This is a genomic window from Kribbella sp. NBC_01484, assembly GCF_036227145.1.
Lineage (GTDB): Bacteria > Actinomycetota > Actinomycetes > Propionibacteriales > Kribbellaceae > Kribbella.
Genome location: NZ_CP109437.1, coordinates 4,893,147 through 4,912,668 on the forward strand (window position 1 = coordinate 4,893,147; position 19,522 = coordinate 4,912,668).

Below are 19,522 nucleotides of genomic sequence, written 5' to 3' on the forward strand. Positions count from 1 at the left end.
AGAAAGGAGAGAGGGTGTTCGCAGCGCCGACCACGGACCAGATCCACGCTCTAGCGCGACATTTAGGCCTCACGCTCAGTCCAGAGGACATACTCGTCTACCGTCGGGCCCTGACCGAGCAGTTGGGTGCCATGGAGGCGTTCCTCAACGAGCGCCTCGACGAGTCGCCCCCTGAGCTGCGGTACCCCGTGCGCGGCCCGGGGGAGCGCCCGAGCGAGGAGAGCGACCCCTACAACGCCTGGGTCTGGCGCTGCGACATCGGGGGATCCACCGAGGGCCTGCTCGCGGGCAAGACCGTGAGCTTCAAGGACCACATCGAGGTGGCCGGGTTGCCCGTTTCCTGGGGCAGCAAGGTGCTCGACGACGTCATCGCATCCGTTGACGCAAGTGTCGTGGAGCGTGTATTGGCCGAAGGTGGTCGAGTGGTCGGGAAGAACACTCACCACGGCTTTTCCGGCCTGCGCTCCATCGGGGGTGGATTGGGGGACTACTGGGACGCCGTCAATCCACGCAACCCGGTCCGCCAGGCCGGCGGATCGTCATCAGGTCCGGCGGCGGCCGTTGCCGCCGGCGATGTCGACATCGCGATCGGCGGGGACCAAGGTGGCTCGATACGGCAGCCGGCCGCGCACTGCGGGATCCTGGGGCTGAAACCGACGTTCGGACTCGTCTCCCATGCCGGGGCCTTCTACGGTGGCGAGCCGAGCATCGACCATCTCGGGCCGATGGCCAGGACTGTCGAAGACATCGCGCTCGCCCTGCAAGCTGTCGCCGGCTACGACGGGCGCGACTCGCGTCAGGGCAGGGACATTCCGGATTCGATCGATGTCCTTAGCCCTTTGCACACAGGCGTCCGCGGACTGCGGGTCGGGCTGCTCGACGAGGGGTTCTCCGCGCCCCATGACGAGCGCATTACGCAAGCAGTCGTCGAGACTGTCGAGGCACTTCGCGACGCCGGTGCCATCGTCTCGACGGTGTCGGTTCCCGAGCATCACAGCGTCCTGGCCCCCGCTGGGGCTTTGCAGCTCGCCGGATTCCGGGCTGTGCGCGGCGCCGGGCCCTTTGTTCTCGAACGAGATGACCATGTGCCGCTTGCGCTCGTTGCGGCGATGAATCGCGCATGGACCGACCACGCCGACCAGATGGCGGCCTACCTGAAGCTGAGCTGGATGCTCGGTGAGTTCGCGCATCGGACGTTCCGGGGGACCGTGTACGCCAAAGCGCACAACGTTCGCCGTAGCTTCGTCCGGGCCTATGACCGAGCCCTGCGAGAGGTCGACGTACTGGCCATGCCCACCTGTCTGGCCCTGGCGCCTGTGGTCGACGGACCAGGCGAGTTCCGGCAGGCCTGGCGGCGAGAAATCGATGTCCTCGCCGAGGTGTTTCCGCACTATCGCAATGTCCAGCCGTTCAACTACACCGGCCATCCGGCGCTCGCCGTGCCGTGCGGCGAGGTGGACGGTACGCCGATCTCGGTCCAGCTCGTCGGCAAGGCCCTGGACGAGGCCACCTTGTTGCGCGTCGCCAAGGCGATCACCTCGACGTCAAGCGCGTCACCATCACACCTGACGAAGGAACGACATGACTGAAGAACTGTCCAAGCCTCGCCTGGGGATCATCGTCGGCAGCGTCCGGCCCGGACGGGTTGCCTCGCCGGTGAGCGAGTGGATCGAAAACGTCGCCAGGTCCGAGGGCGACTTCGACGTGCAGGTCGTGGACCTGGCGGAGATCAGGCTGCCGTTCCTGGACGAGGCGTTCCATCCCAGCCGGCAGCAGTACGCTCACCAGCACACTCGCGACTGGAGCGCCCTGATCGAAAGCTTGGACGCGTTCGTGGTGGTGAGTCCGGAGTACAACTACGGGTTCAGCGCTCCCTTGAAGAACGCACTCGACTACCTCTTCTTCGAGTGGAACTACAAGCCGATCGGAATCGTGAGCTACGGCGGTGTCTCGGCCGGCACGCGCTCGGCCCAGATGCTCAAGCTCGTCCTGGACGGCCTTCGGCTCAGCCCGGTTGCCGACAACGTCCACATTCCGTTCGTCAGCGAACTTGTCGTCGATGGCCGGCTGGAGCCCACCGAGCTGATGGATCAAGCTGCAGTCAGGATGCTGAAGGAGCTGGCGCGAGTCGAGTCATCGCTGCGACCGCTGCGCCTCGAACGGCAAGCAGCGTCCAGCTGAGGCACCGATGAAGGGAAGATCCGACATGACCGCACCTCGAATTGTCCGGAGGGGCGACGGTGACGTCGTCCCGGGGGAGCACTGGCTGTTCAAGGCAGTGGCGAGCAACACGGGCGGGCTGTTCGACTTCATGGTCGGCCCGGTGGAGCGCTTCACCGGGCCGCCTCTGCATGTGCACGCCGAGCAGTCCGACACCTTCCTCGTGCTGGAAGGACATCTGACGATCCAGATCGTCGATGAGATGCACGAGCTCGGGCCTGGAGACTTCGCGACGGTCCCGCCCGGCGTTCCGCACACCTTCGACAACGTTCAGGACGGTGGCGAACAAGTGCTCGCAGTCAACGTCATGGTGCCGGGCGGACTGCATGCCTTCTTCGAGAAGCGTGCCGAGGTGGGTGACGGCGCTTCCCGTGAGGAGCTGCGCGGCCTCGCCGAGACGTTCGGTATGACGGTCGTCGGTCCTCCACTCCGTACGACGCTGGGAGTCGGCTGATGTTTCTGCCACCTGCTGCCGACGATGTTCGGCGTACAGCTGCCGCTCTCGGCTTCACCCTCGATGAGGAGGACGCGCAGAAATTCTGCGAGCTCCTGGTCGACCAGCTGGCAGCTCTCGACGCGTTCGACCAGGCCAGGATCGAGGAGCACAAGCCTCCTCTGCTGTTTCCCGAGCGCGCCCCGGGCCACCGGCCGGACGCGCAGGAGGATCCGCACAACGCCTGGTTGTGGAAGTCGTCGATCGGTGGTGCGGATACCGGACTGCTGGCCGGCCGAACCGTCAGCTTCAAGGACCACATCGCGGTGGCGGGCATCCCGATGACTTCGATGTCGCGAACGATGGACGGGTTCGTTCCGGACTTCGACGCGACCGTTGTCACCCGGGTACTCGCCGCAGGTGGGACCGTCACCGGGAAGAACACGCTGATCGGTGTGGGGTACCTGCACGACTACTGGCAGGCCATCAACCCGCACGACGCTGAGCGTATGACCGGCGGATCGTCGTCCGGTTCGGCGGTCGCCGTTGCCGCGGGCGAGGTGGACATCGCCTTCGGTGGTGATCAGCACGGCTCGGTTCGCATTCCTGCTGCGTACTGCGGTGTGGTCGGCCTGAAGCCGACGTACGGTCTCGTCTCCGCGATGGGGACCACGATGAGCATCGCCAGCGGCTCCGATCCGAGCATCGACCATGTCGGTCCGTTGGCCGGCAACGTCAACGACGTCGCCGTCGCCTTGCAGGCGGTGGCGGGCTACGACGACTACGATCCGCGTCAGAGCCGATACGTCCCAGAACGGGTGGACGTCCTCACGGGGCTGGAAGACGGGGTCGATGGTTTGACCATCGGCTTGCTGCGCCAAGGATTCGACGAACCCGTCGAGCCGGCGGTCAAGGAGCGGACACAACAGGCCGTCGGCAAACTGACCGCGCTCGGCGCGAAGGTTGTCGAGATCTCGATTCCCGAGCACCGGCGTGTGCACCAGGCTTCGTTCGCCCTGGACGGGGACGGGTTCCGTTCTCTTCGCGGGTCGACAGCGTTCGGCTCGGGCGATCGCACCTTCCTACCGGCGAACCTGCTCGCCGCCATCGACAAGGTCTGGCTGCACGAGGCCGATGCGCTCGCGACGTACACGAAGTCGCTGCTGTTGCTCGGCGAGTACTCGCGTCGCAACTTTCACGGTCGTGTCTATGCGAAGGCACACAACGTGCGCCCGACCTTCACGCGCGCCTACGACGACGCGCTGAGCAGGGTCGACGTCCTTGCCATGCCGACCTGCCTGGGGGTGGCTCCCGCAGTGTTCGAGAGTGTCCCGTATGCCGAGGGCTGGGCACGTGCCGTCGGCGTACTGCGCCAAGGATTCGACGCGATGACCCGCAACACCGCGCCCTTCAACTACACCGGTCACCCCGCGGTCGCGGTACCGTGCGGCGACGTCGACGGACTGCCGATCAGCGTTCAACTCGTGGGCCGATTCTTCGATGAGGCGCGACTGCTACGGGTGGCGAAGGCGGTCGAGGACAGTCTGGCCAGTCATGGCTGAGGCGCCTCGCAGCGCGGCGGCTCTGGTCGGAGCATGGACCCTGGTGTCCTACGTGGTGGAGAACCGGGCCGGGCAGGTCATCGGCGTACCTTTCGGTGACCATCCGCTCGGAACGCTCGTCTATACGCCCGATGGAAGAGTCCTGGTCCACGCGATGGCGGCTGGGCGCCCCCTGTGTGGGAGCGAACGACTGGTCACCTGCCCGGACACGGCCAAGATCGCTGCCTTCGACACCTATTTCGGGTACGCCGGCCGTTACGTGGTGGACGCGGCAGGTGTCCACCACCAGGTCGATGTGAGCAGCTTCCCGGACTGGTCCGGCAGCACATTGCACCGCACCGCGAGCCTCGAGGGAGACCTCCTCGTGCTCGCCGGTCCTCGAGATGCCGACCGCGTCCCGGTACTGGCATGGACTCGAGAGGAGCGGGCCGAATGATCGGACATGCCGCCGAGATCCCCGAATCCCGAGCAGCGAGCGATCCGGGCGGCCGCTGCATCTCCGGCGCTTCCGCCAGTTGGACGAACGCCGAGTTCGCCGATCAGGTTCGGCTCGCGAGCGGTCGGCTGGCCACGCTCGGCATCGGTGCCGGCGACGTTGTCGCCGCGATCCTGCCCAACGGCACCGAACTCGTGATTCTGATGTTCGCGGTCTGGAGCCGCCGGGCGATCCTGACACCCGTCAATCCCGTCCTCACGCCCGACGAGGTCGGCTATCAACTCAGCGACTCAGCGGCCAAGATCGTCGTCACGGACGAGGTCTCGGCCGGCAAGGTGCTGCAATTGTCGATCACGTCATTGACGACGGCGATGTTCCAGTCAGTCGCTCCCCACCGCACGACGACCGATACGGGCGAGCTTCACGACCTGGCGTTGCTCGTCTACACCAGCGGCACCACGGCAAGACCCAAAGGCGTTCAACTGTCCCACGCGAACATCTCCGCAATGGCGAACGTGTGGATGGACTGGTTGGAGATCACCCCGGCTGATCGCTGTCTGCTCGTCCTGCCGTTGTTCCATGTCAACGGGATCATGGTCAGTGTCGTCGGCCCGCTGTGGGCCGGGGCCTCAGTTGCGATCGAACCAAGGTTCGACGTGAACACGTTCTGGGACGTCGTGGCACGGGAACGTCCGACTTATTTCTCGGCGGTGCCCGCCATTCTGTCGGCCTTGACCGCGCTTCCCGCGGACACTGGTGCGGACGCTTCGTCGCTCCGCTTCGCCGGTTGTGGCGCAGCCCCGGCGTCGGCCGAGCTGCTCGCCTCCTTCGAAGGACGGTACGGCGTTCCTGTCGTCGAGGGCTACGGACTCACCGAGTGCACCGTCGCGGCAACGATTATGCCCCTGCACGGACCAGCCAAGCCGGGGACTGTCGGCGTACCGCTCCCGGGGATCGACGTAGCCCTCGTCGACGAGGACGGCAACTTCATCGACGGGCCGGCGGGCGAGTTGGTGATCCGCGGAGAGACGGTGATGCGCGGCTACCTCGGCCGGCCCGACGAGACTGCGAAGGTACTGCGCGATGGCTGGCTGCACACAGGCGACATCGGCTACTTCGATCCGGACGGGTATCTGGTGATCTCGGATCGCCTCAAAGACATGGTGATCTGGGGCGGTGAGAACATCTCGTCCACCGAGGTGGAGCGGGCGCTGACCGCTCACCCCCGGGTGCTGAGTGCCGGCGTGGTCGGCCGGCCGAACGAGCGCTTCGGTGAGGAACCGGTCGCGTTCGTGGTCGTGTCGCCCGGCCCGCCGGTGAGTCCGTCGGAACTCATCGAGTTCTGCGAGTCGCGGATCGCTCGATTCAAGGCTCCGCGCGACGTCTGGATCGTGGAGGCGCTTCCACAGAACTCGGTGGGCAAGACCCTGAAGAGTTCACTACGGGCCCGGGTTCTGAAGGAATAAGATCGATTTTCTATAGACGAATCGATTTACCCGTTCTATCGTCGGATGATCAGACGTGGAGCAGCGCGAAGGCACCCAGCCGGAAGGCCGTCCCTGGTCGCGGACAGTAGGAGGTCACTGTGCGAGCAACCGGAAGTAGAGCTCTGGGGTTCATGGTCGCGGCTGCGGCGCTGGCAATGAGCGGGTGCGCCTCCACAGCCCAGCCTGAGGCGGAGGGTGGTTCTGGTGCGTCACCACTGAAGGTCGCACTCTTCGTCAACGCGACAGGCCCGCTTCCGAGTGGCGAAGAGAATGCCGGCCCGGTCGTGCAGGCCTGGGCCAAATCGGTGAACGCCACCGGCGGGGTAGCAGGACATCCCGTGGAGATCGTCGTCGCCGACACGAAGGGGGATGCGCCGACCGCGACCACAGCCGTACGCCGGATCGTTCGTGACGACTCGGTTGTGGCGGCGGTCATGTTCGATGCCGCGACCGAAGGGCTGGTCGCCGAGGACATCACGAAGGCCGGGCTGCCGGTTGTGGGCGGAATGGGCTACGCGCCGAACGTCTGGGGAGCGATGCCGAACTGGCTCCCCCTGACCACCTCGATTCCCTCGATCTTCAACATGGGTATTGCGCTGGGTGCTCATCTCGGCGCACAGAACGTCGCCATGACCATCTGCGCCGAGATCGCGGGTTGTGAGGCTGCCGAACCCGTCGTCAAGACTGCCAGCTCCGTGCTGGGTCTGAACTACTCCGGCACGTTCAAGGTCTCCTCCGCTGCGCCTGACTACACCGCGCAATGCCTCAAGCTGATCGACGGGAAGACGGACTACGTGATGCTGGGTGCCGCAACCGCGACAGCGGCGTTACGTCTGGCCGCCGACTGCACCAAGCAGAAGTACGCAGGCAAGTGGGGTCTGTTCGGCGGAGTGATCGTCCCGAAGACGATGCGGGCAGCCGATCCGGGAGTACGACTGTCACTCGCTCTCAATTCGTTCCCATGGTTCGCAAAGGAGGCTCCGGTCGTGCAGTACCGCGGAATGATGAAAGCTCAGGGGGTGCCCGAGGATGCCTGGGGAGACCCACATGGCACCGCCGGCTACGTGACGATGGAGCTGTTCCGCAAAGCGCTGAACGCCGGCGCCTCCGACCTGCCCGCGAAGCCGCGGCGGAAGGACGTGATCGCGGCGTACGGCGCCCACGTGAAGGGTGAGACGCTCGGCGGTCTGCTTCCGCAACCTGTGACCTTCACCGCAGACCGGCCCGCTTCTCTCATCACGTGCTACTGGTTCGGCACCTTCGAAAAGGGCGCGTTCACCGACGCGGCTCTGACGAAGCCGGCTTGCGACCCTGCGACGCTCGTCGCGGCACAGAAGGGGTCCTGATGTACCGGCCGGGCGCGGCGCGTTCGCCGCATCGGGTGGGTCACCATGGGTGATCTTCTTCCCTTCGTCGTGAGCGGAATCGCTCTCGGAGCGGTCTACGGGCTGGCAGCGACCGGGCTGGTTCTGACGTACAAGACCTCTGGAATCTTCAACTTCGGTCACGGTGCTGTGGCCACGGCGGCGGCCTTCGTCTTCTACTGGCTGACCAAGTCCGTCGGCCTGGGCACCGGACTTGCTCTGATCGTCAGCGTTCTGGTGGTCGGTCCCGGCCTGGGGCTGGCCATGGAGGCGTTCGCACGCAAGCTCGCCCCGCGTCCGACGGCACTGAAGATCGTCGGCACGGTCGGCCTCATTCTGCTGGTCCAGGGGCTGGCCGCTCTCAAGTTCGGCACGATGACCATCCCGATGCAGCAGTTCCTGCCTGGCGCGGACAAGTCCTTCCAGTTGGCCGGCGTCGTGATCACTCTCGACAAGGTGATCATCACCGCGGTGGCGGTGCTGGCGGTCGGCGTTCTGTACCTGTTCTTCCGCTCGTCGAGAACCGGTTTGGCGATGAGGGCGGTCGTCGACGACCCGGATCTCCTCGCCATGCAGGCGGTCGACCCCCGCAAGGTTCGTCGTATCGCCTGGATCATCGGCGCGACGTTCGCCTCCCTGTCGGGTGTGCTCATCACTCCGCTGGTCGGTCTCGATGCCATCTTGCTCACCTTCATGGTCGTGCAGGCATTCGCGGGCGCCGCGATCGGTGGCTTTGCCAACATTCCGCTGACGTTGGCCGGCGGCATCGTCGTCGGGGTCCTGTCGGCGGTCGCGAACCAGTTTGCGCTGGGGCACACCTGGCTCACCGGCCTTCCCGCGTCGGTGCCGTTCCTCATCCTCTTCGTCGTGCTGCTGGTCAGAGGGCGACGCCTGGTCTCTCCCACCCGCTCGACAGGGAGGCTGCCGGAGCCCTATCGAGCTCCCGGGCCGGTGCGGATCGGCACGGCGTTGGTTCTGTTCGTTCCGCTCCTTCTCCTTCCCGCCTTCGCCGGTGACAACCTGACGTTCTTCACGACTGGCCTGGCGACCGGGATCCTGTTGTTGTCGTTGGGTCTCCTGGTCCGGATGTCCGGACAGGTCTCGCTGTGTCACGCGGCGTTCGCAGCGGTCGGCGCCGTCGCGTTCTCGCAGTTCGCCCTCCATTTTCAGCTCCCGTGGCTAGTTGCGGTGTTGCTGGGGAGTCTCGTGGCAGTTCCGGTCGGAGCTGTCGTCGCGATCCCCGCCATCCGGCTGTCGGGACTGTTTCTCGCCCTGGCGACCTTTGGCTTCGGCATCCTGGTTCAACAGCTCTTCTATCCTCAGAAATGGATGTTCACGACGTTCTCGCAAGGCCGCGAGATGCCGCATCCGAGCTTCGCGGAGGACCCGGCAAGCTACTACTACGTCGTGCTCGGTGCCCTGGTGCTGACGGCGATCTCGGTCGTCGCGATTCAGCGCAGCAGGCTGGGACGCCTGCTCCGGGTTCTCGCGGACTCGCCCAGAAGTGCGGAAGCCCTGGGGCTGACGACTCAGGTCGTACGGGTCACGGTGTTCTGTCTGTCCGCGTTCTTCGCCGGACTGGCGGGAATCCTGCTCGGCGTGGAGCGTAATTTCGCCACCGGCGGAGACCCCTTCTTCGGGTCGTTCAACTCTCTGCTCCTGCTGGCGATGCTTGCGCTGGCACCGTTCGCCGAGCCTTGGTACGCCATCGTTGCGGTGGTGGCCACCGTGATCCCGGCGTACGTGGTGGGGTCGGACACGACGTTCTGGCTCAACGTCGTGTTCGGCCTGTCCGCCATCTTCGTGTCGATGTCAGGTGGCAACCCGACGATGCCGGCCTGGCTGCGGGCCAGGTTCGACCGGCTGAGGCTCACCAGGAAACCGCCGGAGACCGGCAAGTTCTCGAACGCGCGGCGCGCGGCGCGTTCTCAGCCGGGTGATCCGGGCATCGAGGTGGTGAACGTCGGAATCCGCTTCGGCGGGCTGATCGCCGTGGAGGCGCTGAGCCTGGACGCACCGGCCGGGAAGATCACCGGAGTGATCGGCCCCAACGGAGCCGGCAAGACCTCGACATTCGATGCGTGCAGCGGGTTCAACCGCAAGATCACGGGACGCATCCGCCTGTTCGGCGAGGATGTGACCCGTTACGGGCCGGCCGCGCGCGCCCGGCGGCGGTTGGGCCGTACATTCCAGACCTCGGAGCTCTGCGACAGTCTGACGGTGCTCGAGAACATTGCCATGGGCTACGAAGCGGGTCGCGGGGGAATCAATCCCCTCCGCCAGTTGCTGGCCAAGCCGGACACCGCGAAGATGACGCGTGATCGCGCGCTCTGGGCACTTCACCTCTGTGGACTCGCCGACCTGGCCACGGTGAACGCCTCTGACCTGTCGACCGGTCAGCGCCGTCTGGTCGAGCTGGCGCGATGCCTGGCCGGTGATTTCGAGTTCCTGCTGCTGGACGAACCTTCCGCGGGTCTCGACGCGGACGAAACCGAGAAGTTCGGCTCCATCCTGCTGGAGATCGTCCGTGAGACGGGACTGGGCATTCTGCTGATCGAGCACGACATGTCTTTGGTGATGCGAGTTTGCTCCCGGATCTACGTGATGGACTCCGGGAAGCTCATCTTCGAGGGGATGCCATCCGCTGTCGCGGACAGCGAGGTCGTACGGGTCGCGTACCTGGGGTCTTCGGGACTCGTGGCCGACCAGCGGCAGCTGACAGAGGTATCGGAGGGTGGGTCGTGAACCGGGAACCCGCGCTGTCCGCGGCCGAGCCACCTCCCGCGCTGGAGGTCACTGGGCTTCACGCGGGATACGAAGCTACCGAGGTGCTCCGCGGTGTGTCCCTGACCGTTCCCGCCGGTGCGGTCGTCGCCCTGCTCGGACCGAACGGTGCTGGTAAAACGACGTTGCTGAGGACGATCTCCGGCCTCGTCAAGGCGACCGCCGGGCACGTGCGGCTGGCCGGTCACGATGTCACGGACGCCAGGCCGAATCTTCGCGCCGCATCGGGGCTGGTTCACGTCCCGGAGGGGCGCGGTATCTTCCGCGGTCTGACCGTCGAGGAGAATCTCCGCATCCAGGCGAGTCTCGGGTCAGAGGGTGACGCCCTGGAGAAGGCTGTTGCCGCCTTCCCCATTCTGGGACAACGCCGCAAGCAGCGCGCCGGCACGATGAGTGGCGGTCAGCAGCAGATGCTCGCGCTCGCCGCGGCGTACGTCCGGGAGCCGTCACTGATCCTGGTCGACGAACCTTCCTTGGGGCTGGCGCCGATCATCGTCGACGAAATCTTCGAATTCCTCCGTGCGCGGGCTGCCGAAGGTGCTTCGATCCTCCTCGTCGACCAGTTCGCCGAGCAGGTGCTCGCGCTGGCCACGTCGGCGTACATCATGCGTAAAGGCGAGATCGCATTCTCCGGTACGGCGCAGGATCTGCTCGGGGCCGACCTGTTCGCGCACTACGTCGGAGTCGCCGACGCTGGAACGCCATGACCGCTTGGCCGGAGACTGAAGCGCGATCCATCGAGACCAATGGCATCACCCTCAACACCTGGGTCATCGGCGATGGCCCGCTGGTCGTTCTCTGTCATGGTTTCCCGGAGCTGGCCTATTCGTGGCGTCATCAGCTCGGGCCGCTCGTCGAGGCGGGATACCGGGTGGCGGTTCCCGACATGCGCGGGTACGGCGGGAGCTCTCGGCCTGCTGCGGTCGACGCGTACGACATCGTGACGCTCGGGGAGGACATCGTCGGGCTCGTGCGGGCGCTGGGCGAGCAGAAGGCTGTGCTCGTCGGCCATGACTGGGGAGCATCCGTCGTATGGCACACCGCGCTGGCTCATCCTGGATCCGTCCGGGCGGTGGCCGGCCTGAGCGTCCCGCTCATGCGCCGGGCTCCGGTGGCGCCGCTGGAGATCATCCGGCGCCGGATGGGCGAGGACTACTACCTGTCGTGGTTCCAGCTCGTGGGGCCTGCCGATCGTGCTCTCATGGTCGACATCGAGCGGACTCTCACGGCTACTGGTCAGCTCACTGCCGACTGGGCTGCGAATCCCGGCCGGCCGGTGCGGCCGCCCTGGCTGTCGGAGTCCGACCTTGACGTGTACGTCGAGTCGTTCCGGCGGTCGACCTTCACCCCGGGGCTCAACTACTACCGGAACATCGACCGGAACTGGCGTCTGACCGCGGCCTTCGACGGCGCCAGGATCCACCAGCCGAGCTTGTTCCTGACCGGATCCGAAGACATCGTCGGCTCGGTCATGTCCGGCGCGGCGCTCGAAGAACTCTGCGACGACCTGCGCGGGATCATCACGATTCCGCAGGCCGGCCACTGGATTCAGCAGGAGGTGCCAGGTGCTGTCAGCGATGCTCTCGTCGGGTTTCTTGCCGGCCTCTGACAAGTTGCCCATTATCGATTCAGTGCTCAGTACCCGATACTGGACGCGAAACCGATTTCTTGGGCATTTGTCGTTGATCTGTTAAGGTGGCGAATGATGGCGACACTGGTGACCACCGTCTATTACGAGGTCAAGAACGACATCTGCATGGGCAGGATGCAGCCCGGCGAGAAGGTCCGTCTGGCGGAGATCGGCAAGGACCACGGCGTGAGCTTGTCCGTGGTCCGAGAAGCGGTGACCCGGTTGGCCTCCGAAGGCCTGGTCGAGGCGCGACCACAACAAGGCTTTGTTGTTCGTCCCCTGTCGGTGCCCGACCTGCTCGATCTCACCCGGGTACGCATCGAGATCGAGACCATGACCTTGCGGGAATCGATCCAGACCGGCGATGTGGCCTGGGAAGCCGAAGTCGTCGCCGCCCACCATCGACTCGAAGGCGCCGTCCGGCCACCCGACGCGCCCGCCGACGAACCGAACTACGCCTGGATGAAAGCCCACTCCGAGTTCCACGCGGCCCTGGCCTCGGCCTCTACCAGCCCACTTCTGAAGCGCCTACGCCAGCAGCTCTTCGACGCCGGCGAACTGTACCGCTACTGGTCTGTGAGCCTCGCGAAGACCAAACGCAAACGCAACATCCGCAGAGAGCACCGAGCTCTCATGAGCGCCGCCATCGGCCACGACGCCGACACCGGCGTCCGTCTCATGAGCGACCACATCCAGCACACAACCGACCTTCTCCTCGCAGGCCGCGGAGAATAGGGGCACGTCCCGGCGCCGTCCGCGCTACCCGCTGTTGGACACTTCACAAACGATGCGGCCGATCGTGGCACCTTCAGCCAGTTGCTGCAGGCCGTTCGGAAGCTCGTCAAGCGCCAGGCGTTTGCTGATCAGTGGCAGTATTGCGCCAGTACGGACAAGGTCCTCCAGCGCGCGCTGACAATCAGCAACCCCAGCCGGATCCCGGGTCAGGTAGAGGCCCCAGTGGAGGCCGACGATGGAGTAGTTCTTGACCAGTGGGTGATTGAGCGCCGCTGTCTGGATCTGTCCGCCGGCGAATCCGACCGTGACGAGCCTGCCCTCGAACGCGATGCACTTTGTCGAGCGGTGGTAGACATCGCCGCCGATCGGGTCGTAGATCACATCGGCACCGCGGCCGCCGGTCTCGGCGTTGACCACGTCCACGAAGTCCCGCTCGGATCGGTTGATGACGAGATCAGCACCCAGCCTTGACGCGTGCACCACCTTCTCGGCACTGCCCACGACACCGATCACCAGTGCGCCGGCCGCCTTCCCCAACTGCACAGCGGCACTGCCTACTCCGCCGGCTGCAGCGTGGACCAGTAGCACGTCATCTAGCCCGATCGATGCACGCCGGTGCAGTCCGAACCATCCGGTCTGGTAAGCCATCAGCAAGGACGCGGCTTCCGCGTCATCGAGACCGGCTGGGGCATGGAAGGTCACGTCGCTGTCCATGACGGCGAACTCCGCGAACCCCCCACTGGGCAACACGCTCAGGCCGAGCACCCTGTCGCCTGTCGCTAGACCCTCTACTCCGGCACCAACGGTGACGACTACTCCGCAGAGCTCCACCCCCGGCGTGAACGGTAACGGTGGGCGGTTCTGGTACAAACCGCGGCTCATCAGAACATCTGGGAAGTTTGCCGCCGCTGCGAGCACTCGTACCACGACCTGACCAGCCGCCGGCTCGGGAATCGATAGGTCAACCATCCGCAGCACATCGCGGGGCTCGCCCAGTTCCTGGACCTGCCACGCCTTCATCGCACCTCCTTGTCACCTCGACCGTTCGCCCACATCAACCTCGGGTGAACACCTCAGATTCTGTAGCGATCGACGAGCTCCCAGGCTTCGTCGACCAGATAGTCGATCGACGCCGGAGATGGCGGTCCGCCCGTCGGCGCATTGCGCGCATCGCCTTGGAAGCGTTGCCGAATTCCTTCGGCGATGATGGCGACCTTCCACACTCCCAGCACGTGCCAGAAACCCAGAGCAGCGATGTCTCGCCCGGTGGCAAGCACGTACTCGTCGACCAGTTCGGGCTGACTCGGGAAACCTGGCAGCGTCGAGGCGGCGAAACGCCAGTCCGAGCTGTCCGCCTTCTCCGGCCAGTACGCGAGGAGAGTGCCGAGATCGGCGATGGGGTCGCCGAGCGTCGACAGTTCCCAGTCGAGAGCAGCCAGCACCTCCCCGGTTCCCGCCGCGCAGATGACGTTCCGAATGTGCAGGTCCCCATGGACGAGTACCAGTTCCCGTTGTGCGGGAACGCTTGCCCGAAGACGCGCCGTGAGCCGATCCAAGTCCGGACGTTCGCGGGTCTTGCTTGCTTCCAGTTGCCGTTCCCAGCGCTTGAGCTGTCGCTCGGCATAGGGGCGGTGGCTCGCGAGATCGAGCAGACCTGCCCGCTCGAGATCAACCGCGTGGATCTCGGCGAGCGTTCGGGCGATGGACCGTCCGGCCGCTGCCCGGACAAGCTCCGACTGACCGGCTGCAACCTCCATCCGGTCGATGACGAGTCCATCGACATAATCCATCAGGAGCTGGTCGGTCTGGTCGTGCCAGAGGCCGATCACCTTGGGAACCGGTACCGCAGACCGGTTCAGTGCGGCCATGATCCGATGCTCTCGGGCGACATCGTGCGCCGACTGCAAGAGAGAGCCGAGCGGTGGCCGCCGCAGGATCCACTGCCGCCCAGCCGCATCCATCAGCAGATAGGTCAGATTGGACTGGCCGACACCAACCCGTTGGCCGGTCAGTGGAGCGCTGACCTCCAGGCCGGCATCGCCGAGCCACCCAACGACGACTTCGAGGTCGACGCCTGGCAGGGCACCGGCTTCAGTCTGCCTGCCCGTCATGGCCGCTTGCCCCAGTTCGGGTCCCGTCGCCGCAGTTCCATCCTGGCGATGGTCCGCTTGTGGACCTCGTCCGGACCGTCGACGAGCCGCAGTGCCCGTTGATGTGCATACATGTTGGCCAGCGGAAAGTCATCGGAAAGCCCGCCGCCGCCGTGGACCTGGATCGCCCGGTCGATGACCTTCAGCGCGATCTGCGGAGCCGCGACCTTGATAGCGGCGATCTCGGTCCGCGCGACCTGGTTGCCGACCGTGTCCATCAGGTACGCGGCGTTCAACGTCAGGAGCCGTGCCATGTCGATCTCGATCCGGGCCTCGGCGATCCAGTCCTGGATGTTGGACCGATTCGCCAGCGGCTCACCGAAGGTCGTGCGCTGCTGAGCTCTGTCGATCATCAGGTCCAGGGCACGCTCGGCCATCCCGATCGAGCGCATGCAATGGTGGATCCTGCCCGGGCCGAGTCTCGCCTGGCTGATCATGAACCCATCGCCTTCGCCGGCGAGTAGTGCTGCTCTGGGTACGCGAACCGCGTCGAAGTGCACCTCGCCGTGCCCTTCGCGATCCTGGTAGCCGAACACCGGCAGATTCCGCACGACCGTGACACCTGGCGTGTCCATCGGCACGACCAGCATGCTCTGCTGTCGATGCGGCGGAGCGGCGACATCGGTCTTACCCATCACGATCAGCACCCGGCAGTTCTTGTGCAGCGCGTTCGACGTCCACCACTTGCGTCCATCGAGCACGTACTCGTCGCCATCGCGCTCGATGCGCAACTGCACGTTCGTCGCATCCGAGCTCGCCACCGCCGGCTCGGTCATCGCGAACGCCGACGCGATCTCACCGGCGAGCAGTGGCATCAGCCACCGCTCCTTGTGCTCGTCGGTACCGAACAACGTCAGTACTTCCATGTTGCCCGTGTCGGGGGCGTTGCAATTGGTTGCCTCCGGCGCCAACTGGGCACTGCGACCCATGATCTCGGCGAGCGGCGCGTACTCCAGGTTGGTGAGGCCCGGGCCCCACTCGGCGTGCGGGTGGAACAGATTCCACAGTCCGCGCCTGCGCGCCTCGGCCTTCAACTCCTCCAGGACCGGCGGATGGAAGTGCGGATCGCCCGACTGCTCCATCTGCGACGCGTACACGGACTCGGCGGGATAGATCCGCTCATCCATGAAAGCGTGTAGCCGATCCTGGTAGTCCCTGGCCTTCTCGGACATCTCGAACACAGGTACTCCTCAAGGATGATCTGCCTACAGGGTGGAGTAGTCGGTGTATCCGCTGGATCCGCCGCCGTAGAAGGTCTCAGGGTCATGCTCGTTGACATCGGCGCTGGTCCTCCAGCGCTCGACCAAGTCCGGATTTGCGATGAATGCGCGCCCCACGGCGACCATGTCAGCCCGGTTCTGCGACACGAGCCAGGTCGCTCGGTCTCGGTCGGTGGCCCAGTCGGATCCGCTGTTGATCATGACCGGTCCACCGAACTGTGTGCGCAGACGTTGAATCAGTGCTGCGGCCGGATCGCCGATCACGCTCAGATAGGCGAGCTTCAGCCCTCGCAGCGCACCCACCAGGTGCGTGTAGGTGGCCGCGGTCGCCGCCGAGTCGCACTCGAGGACCCCTTTGGCCTGGTTGCCCGGGGACAATCGCATTCCGACGCGATTCCCGCCGATAGCACCGGCGACCTTCGATGCGACCTCGATCGCGAACCGTGCGCGGAACTGGGGGCTCCCGCCGTACCGGTCGGTTCTGACGTTCGACGCCGGTGAGAGGAACTGGTGGACGAGATAGCCGTTCGCTGCATGGATTTCGACGCCGTCGAAGCCGGCCGCGATCGCGAATCGGGCGGCCAGGGCGAACTCGTCCGCTACTCGGCTGACTTCCTCCGTGCCGAGGGCATGCGGAAGTGCATGTGGAAGCAGTCCTTCGGAGGTCCGGACCGTCCCGGGTGCACAGAGTGCGGAGGGAGCGATCGACTGCTGGCCCTCGCGATTACTGGGATGCCCTACGCGCCCGGCATGCATCAACTGGGCGATGATTCGCCCGTCACGGTCATGGACGGCGTCCGTCACTCGACGCCATCCACGAACCTGGTCGGTCGTGTAGAGGCCGGGCGTGTTCAGGTAGCCCTGCCCGGTGGAACTGGGCTGGATTCCTTCGGTGACGATGAGGCCGGCCGTCGCGCGTTGAGCGTAGTACTCCACGGTGAGCTGGGTCGGAATCCCGCGCGAGGTGGCTCTGGCCCGAGTCATCGCAGCCATGACGATGCGGTTCGGCAGTTGCCAGGCCCCGACGGTCATCGGCTCGAAGAGCTTCATCAACCCAGCCTGCCTCGAACGAACGCACCCTCGTCTCGGGCAGTCATGTGAGCTGGTCGGTCAGGTCGAGGATCGCCTTGCCGTGCACCTTACGGTCGCGCAATGCCTTGGTCGCTTCCTCGATCCGGGCCCAGTCCCCGCGCCACCCGACACGGACAGTCAGCCGGCCCGCCACCGCGAGCCCGACCAGATCGGCCAGATCCTTCCCGACCGGCCCGAGCGTGAGGTACGACGACAGCGACTTGACCGGTCCCACCGTTGCGTACGGAGGTAGTACGGCAGGTTCTCCTGAGGTCCAGCCGACACTCTGCAGACTCCCGCCAGGCGCCAGCAGGGTCCACGCCTGTGTCATCAGCGGCCCACCGACGCTTTCGATCACGAGGTCGACCGGGTCGAGGCCATCGAGTCCGACAACCACTTCGTCGGCACCGAGTTCGCTCAGCCCTTGCCCTCTCTCCGGACTACCGACGGCGGCGATGACGTGGGCACCTGAGGCCGCCGCGAGCTGCACGGCGAAGGTCCCGACCCCGCCGGAGGCCCCGGTGACCAGCACCCTCTTGCCCAACGACGACCCGCCGGCTCGAAGTGTCCTCAGCGCGGCAAGGCCCGCCACCGGGAGCCCAGCCGCCAGGACGAGGTCGAGATCATCCGGTACGACGGCCACCGAGTCCGAGTCCACTGCGACCCGCTGTGCGAACCCTCCGACGGCGAGCGCTACGACCCGGGCACCGAGCGCGGGCCCGCTGCCGTCGGCTGCGGCTTGCACCACGATTCCGGCGATGTCCGATCCGAGCACGTCACCCGGCGCCAGGCGTCCGGAAACCGCGTCGTTGAGATCGCCATGATTGAGTGACGCGTGGCGCACCTCGATGACGACTTGTGCGTCCGAAGGTGATGGGTCGGCCACCTCGGCCGGACGCATCGTCACCGGGTGGTCGGGATCGGCCACGAGGGCACGGTTGGACATCAGGCTGCTCCTGAGTTGGCAGGTTCGGCAGGAAGGTCGACTGTGCGGGAAGTCGGAGGCATCCGGGTATCCCTGCGGTGCTGCCCACGGCCGAACGTCGTCAGGATGGAACCGATTCCCTCGATCGTCGAGATCAGTTCGTCCCCTGGCTGGAGAAACCGCTGAGGCGAGCGCGTCGCGCCCACTCCCGACGGTGTACCGGTGAAGATCAGATCTCCGGGAAGTAGCGCGACGATCGACGACAACTCGGCGACCAGGCGTGGTACGGAGAAGATCAGGTCACTGGTCCTGCCGGTCTGGATCGTCTCCCCGTTGAGCGTCGCGGTGATCGCGAGATCGTGGGGGTCGGAGAGCTCGTCGATGGTCACGAGGGATGGCCCGATCGGGCCGAATCCGGGGAACGACTTGCCGAGCGAGAACTGTGGGTGCGGTTTGCGCCACTGGACGCCGCGCTCGGACAGATCCTGCCCCACGGTGAACCCGGCGATGTGGTCCATCGCATCTGCTTCGTCGACGGCCCACGCACGGCGCCCGATCACGGCGACCAGCTCGACCTCCCAGTCGACCTTCTCGCTGGGCAGGACGACAGTGGCGTTGGGGCCGGTGATGCAGGTAGGAAACTTGGTGAACGTCGCAGGGTGAAGCGGAATTTCCATACCGGACTCGGCCGCGTGACTCGCATAGTTCATGCCGATACCGAAGACCTGGCGCGGCCGGGGTACTGGCGGGCCGAGCAGCGATTCCTTGACGGGCTCGCCTGGCAGGTCGACAGTCGCCGCCCACTCCCGCAGCTCGTCCCACTGCTCCAGTGCCGATTGGGGGTCCGAACCGAATCGGCCGGACGATGTGACGCTCACGTCGACGGCACCCGAGTCGGTCATCAGGACAAGGCGGCCGTCCAGGTTCGCCGTGCGCATAGAACCTCCATCACAGATCGCAGACACGATGTTGCCGGAAGAACCGATCATATCGAATAAATCGATTTTATGCCATAATGAGAATCATCCGACAGATGCTATATTTTCGGAACAGCCATCGACTTCGCCCAGTGCTCGTCGAGACGCTTTTCGCGCTGGCCGGCATCGCGATCCGGCGCCGCGACCGGACGCTGGGGCTGACCGCCGCCTCGACGTTGGTCACCCTGGAGCGCACCGGTGCGCGGCGATTGACGGACCTTGCCGTGAACGAGGATGTGACCCAGCCGTCGATGACCGCTCTGGTGACCCAACTGGAAAAGCTCGGCCTCGCCGAACGCCGCCGTGATCCTGCCGACGCCCGAGTGGTCCTGGTCGCGATCACCCGGGCGGGGCGACAACACCTTCGCGGTCTGCGCCGGGCCGGCGCGGCGATGCTCACGGGGTTGATCGACGAGCTCGACGAACAGGACACCGGCGCGCTCACGGCGGCACTGCCGGCGCTTCTCCGCCTGGCCGAACTTGCTGCCGAGAATCAGAACAGCCGCACAGACTGACATCCGTTGCCGA

18 protein-coding genes are annotated in these 19,522 nt (G+C 65.6%); 12 read left to right on the top strand and 6 right to left on the bottom strand.

The genetic code is table 11. The features are described 5' to 3' along the window. The first annotated feature begins 14 nt into the window (after positions 1-14). The 11 genes from OG555_RS24045 to OG555_RS24095 all read left to right on the top strand — a co-directional run bounded on the left by OG555_RS24045 (position 15) and on the right by OG555_RS24095 (position 12,651). Positions 15-1,589, top strand: coding sequence for an amidase family protein (locus tag OG555_RS24045; protein WP_329474789.1), 1,575 nt, complete (start codon positions 15-17; stop codon positions 1,587-1,589). Further along, on the top strand, positions 1,582-2,181 hold the full coding sequence (locus OG555_RS24050; protein WP_329474790.1) for an NAD(P)H-dependent oxidoreductase: 600 nt from the start codon (positions 1,582-1,584) through the stop codon (positions 2,179-2,181). The genes OG555_RS24045 and OG555_RS24050 overlap by 8 nt, the downstream gene beginning before the upstream one ends. A gap of 25 nt (positions 2,182-2,206) precedes the next feature. Then, a complete protein-coding gene (locus OG555_RS24055; protein WP_329474791.1) occupies positions 2,207-2,674 on the top strand; it encodes a cupin domain-containing protein in 468 nt (155 codons plus the stop codon). Beyond that, a complete protein-coding gene (locus OG555_RS24060; protein WP_329474792.1) occupies positions 2,674-4,215 on the top strand; it encodes an amidase family protein in 1,542 nt (513 codons plus the stop codon). Before OG555_RS24055 ends, OG555_RS24060 begins: the two co-directional genes overlap by 1 nt. Further along, entirely contained in the window at positions 4,208-4,651 is a 444-nt protein-coding gene (locus OG555_RS24065) for a lipocalin-like domain-containing protein (protein WP_329474793.1), read from the top strand. The genes OG555_RS24060 and OG555_RS24065 overlap by 8 nt, the downstream gene beginning before the upstream one ends. Then, positions 4,648-6,117: a class I adenylate-forming enzyme family protein gene (locus OG555_RS24070; protein ID WP_329474794.1), complete on the top strand. Its 1,470-nt coding sequence runs from the start codon at positions 4,648-4,650 to the stop codon at positions 6,115-6,117. Before OG555_RS24065 ends, OG555_RS24070 begins: the two co-directional genes overlap by 4 nt. 119 nt (positions 6,118-6,236) lie before the next feature. Further along, positions 6,237-7,484 carry an ABC transporter substrate-binding protein gene (locus tag OG555_RS24075; protein WP_329474795.1) on the top strand — a complete coding sequence of 416 codons (1,248 nt, stop codon included), beginning with the start codon at positions 6,237-6,239 and terminating at the stop codon, positions 7,482-7,484. Between the two features lie 45 nt (positions 7,485-7,529). Further along, positions 7,530-10,247, top strand: a complete 2,718-nt coding sequence (locus OG555_RS24080) for an ABC transporter permease subunit (RefSeq protein WP_329474796.1) — start codon at positions 7,530-7,532, stop codon at positions 10,245-10,247. Next, the gene (locus tag OG555_RS24085; RefSeq protein WP_329474798.1) at positions 10,244-10,993 is read left to right on the top strand and encodes an ABC transporter ATP-binding protein; all 750 of its coding nucleotides are present in this window, start codon (positions 10,244-10,246) and stop codon (positions 10,991-10,993) included. The genes OG555_RS24080 and OG555_RS24085 overlap by 4 nt, the downstream gene beginning before the upstream one ends. Next, positions 10,990-11,895 carry an alpha/beta fold hydrolase gene (locus tag OG555_RS24090; RefSeq protein WP_329474799.1) on the top strand — a complete coding sequence of 302 codons (906 nt, stop codon included), beginning with the start codon at positions 10,990-10,992 and terminating at the stop codon, positions 11,893-11,895. Before OG555_RS24085 ends, OG555_RS24090 begins: the two co-directional genes overlap by 4 nt. Positions 11,896-11,988: 93 nt before the next feature. Next, positions 11,989-12,651 (top strand): GntR family transcriptional regulator, encoded by a 663-nt coding sequence (locus OG555_RS24095; RefSeq protein WP_329474800.1) that lies wholly within the window; start codon positions 11,989-11,991, stop codon positions 12,649-12,651. Between the two features lie 24 nt (positions 12,652-12,675). Here the strand turns inward: OG555_RS24095 and OG555_RS24100 are convergent, their stop codons facing one another. Genes OG555_RS24100 through OG555_RS24125 form a run of 6 tightly spaced genes read right to left on the bottom strand, consistent with a single transcriptional unit; the run spans position 12,676 to position 18,955 of the window. Then, on the bottom strand, positions 12,676-13,671 hold the full coding sequence (locus tag OG555_RS24100; RefSeq protein ID WP_329474801.1) for an NADPH:quinone oxidoreductase family protein: 996 nt from the start codon (positions 13,669-13,671) through the stop codon (positions 12,676-12,678). A gap of 53 nt (positions 13,672-13,724) precedes the next feature. Further along, positions 13,725-14,762: a phosphotransferase family protein gene (locus tag OG555_RS24105; RefSeq protein WP_329474802.1), complete on the bottom strand. Its 1,038-nt coding sequence runs from the start codon at positions 14,760-14,762 to the stop codon at positions 13,725-13,727. Continuing rightward, entirely contained in the window at positions 14,759-15,973 is a 1,215-nt protein-coding gene (locus OG555_RS24110; protein WP_329484861.1) for an acyl-CoA dehydrogenase family protein, read from the bottom strand. The genes OG555_RS24105 and OG555_RS24110 overlap by 4 nt, the downstream gene beginning before the upstream one ends. 33 nt (positions 15,974-16,006) lie before the next feature. After that, complete coding sequence (locus OG555_RS24115; RefSeq protein ID WP_329474803.1) at positions 16,007-17,071, bottom strand: alkene reductase; 1,065 nt, start codon at positions 17,069-17,071, stop codon at positions 16,007-16,009. A 43-nt stretch (positions 17,072-17,114) separates the two neighbouring features. Further along, the gene (locus OG555_RS24120) at positions 17,115-18,038 is read right to left on the bottom strand and encodes a zinc-binding dehydrogenase (protein WP_329474804.1); all 924 of its coding nucleotides are present in this window, start codon (positions 18,036-18,038) and stop codon (positions 17,115-17,117) included. Continuing rightward, positions 18,038-18,955, bottom strand: coding sequence for a fumarylacetoacetate hydrolase family protein (locus OG555_RS24125; protein WP_329474805.1), 918 nt, complete (start codon positions 18,953-18,955; stop codon positions 18,038-18,040). Before OG555_RS24125 ends, OG555_RS24120 begins: the two co-directional genes overlap by 1 nt. A 77-nt stretch (positions 18,956-19,032) precedes the next feature. Here OG555_RS24125 and OG555_RS24130 point away from each other — a divergent pair, with 77 nt between their 5' ends. Beyond that, a complete protein-coding gene (locus OG555_RS24130) occupies positions 19,033-19,509 on the top strand; it encodes a MarR family winged helix-turn-helix transcriptional regulator (protein WP_329474806.1) in 477 nt (158 codons plus the stop codon). Positions 19,510-19,522: the final 13 nt, after the last annotated feature.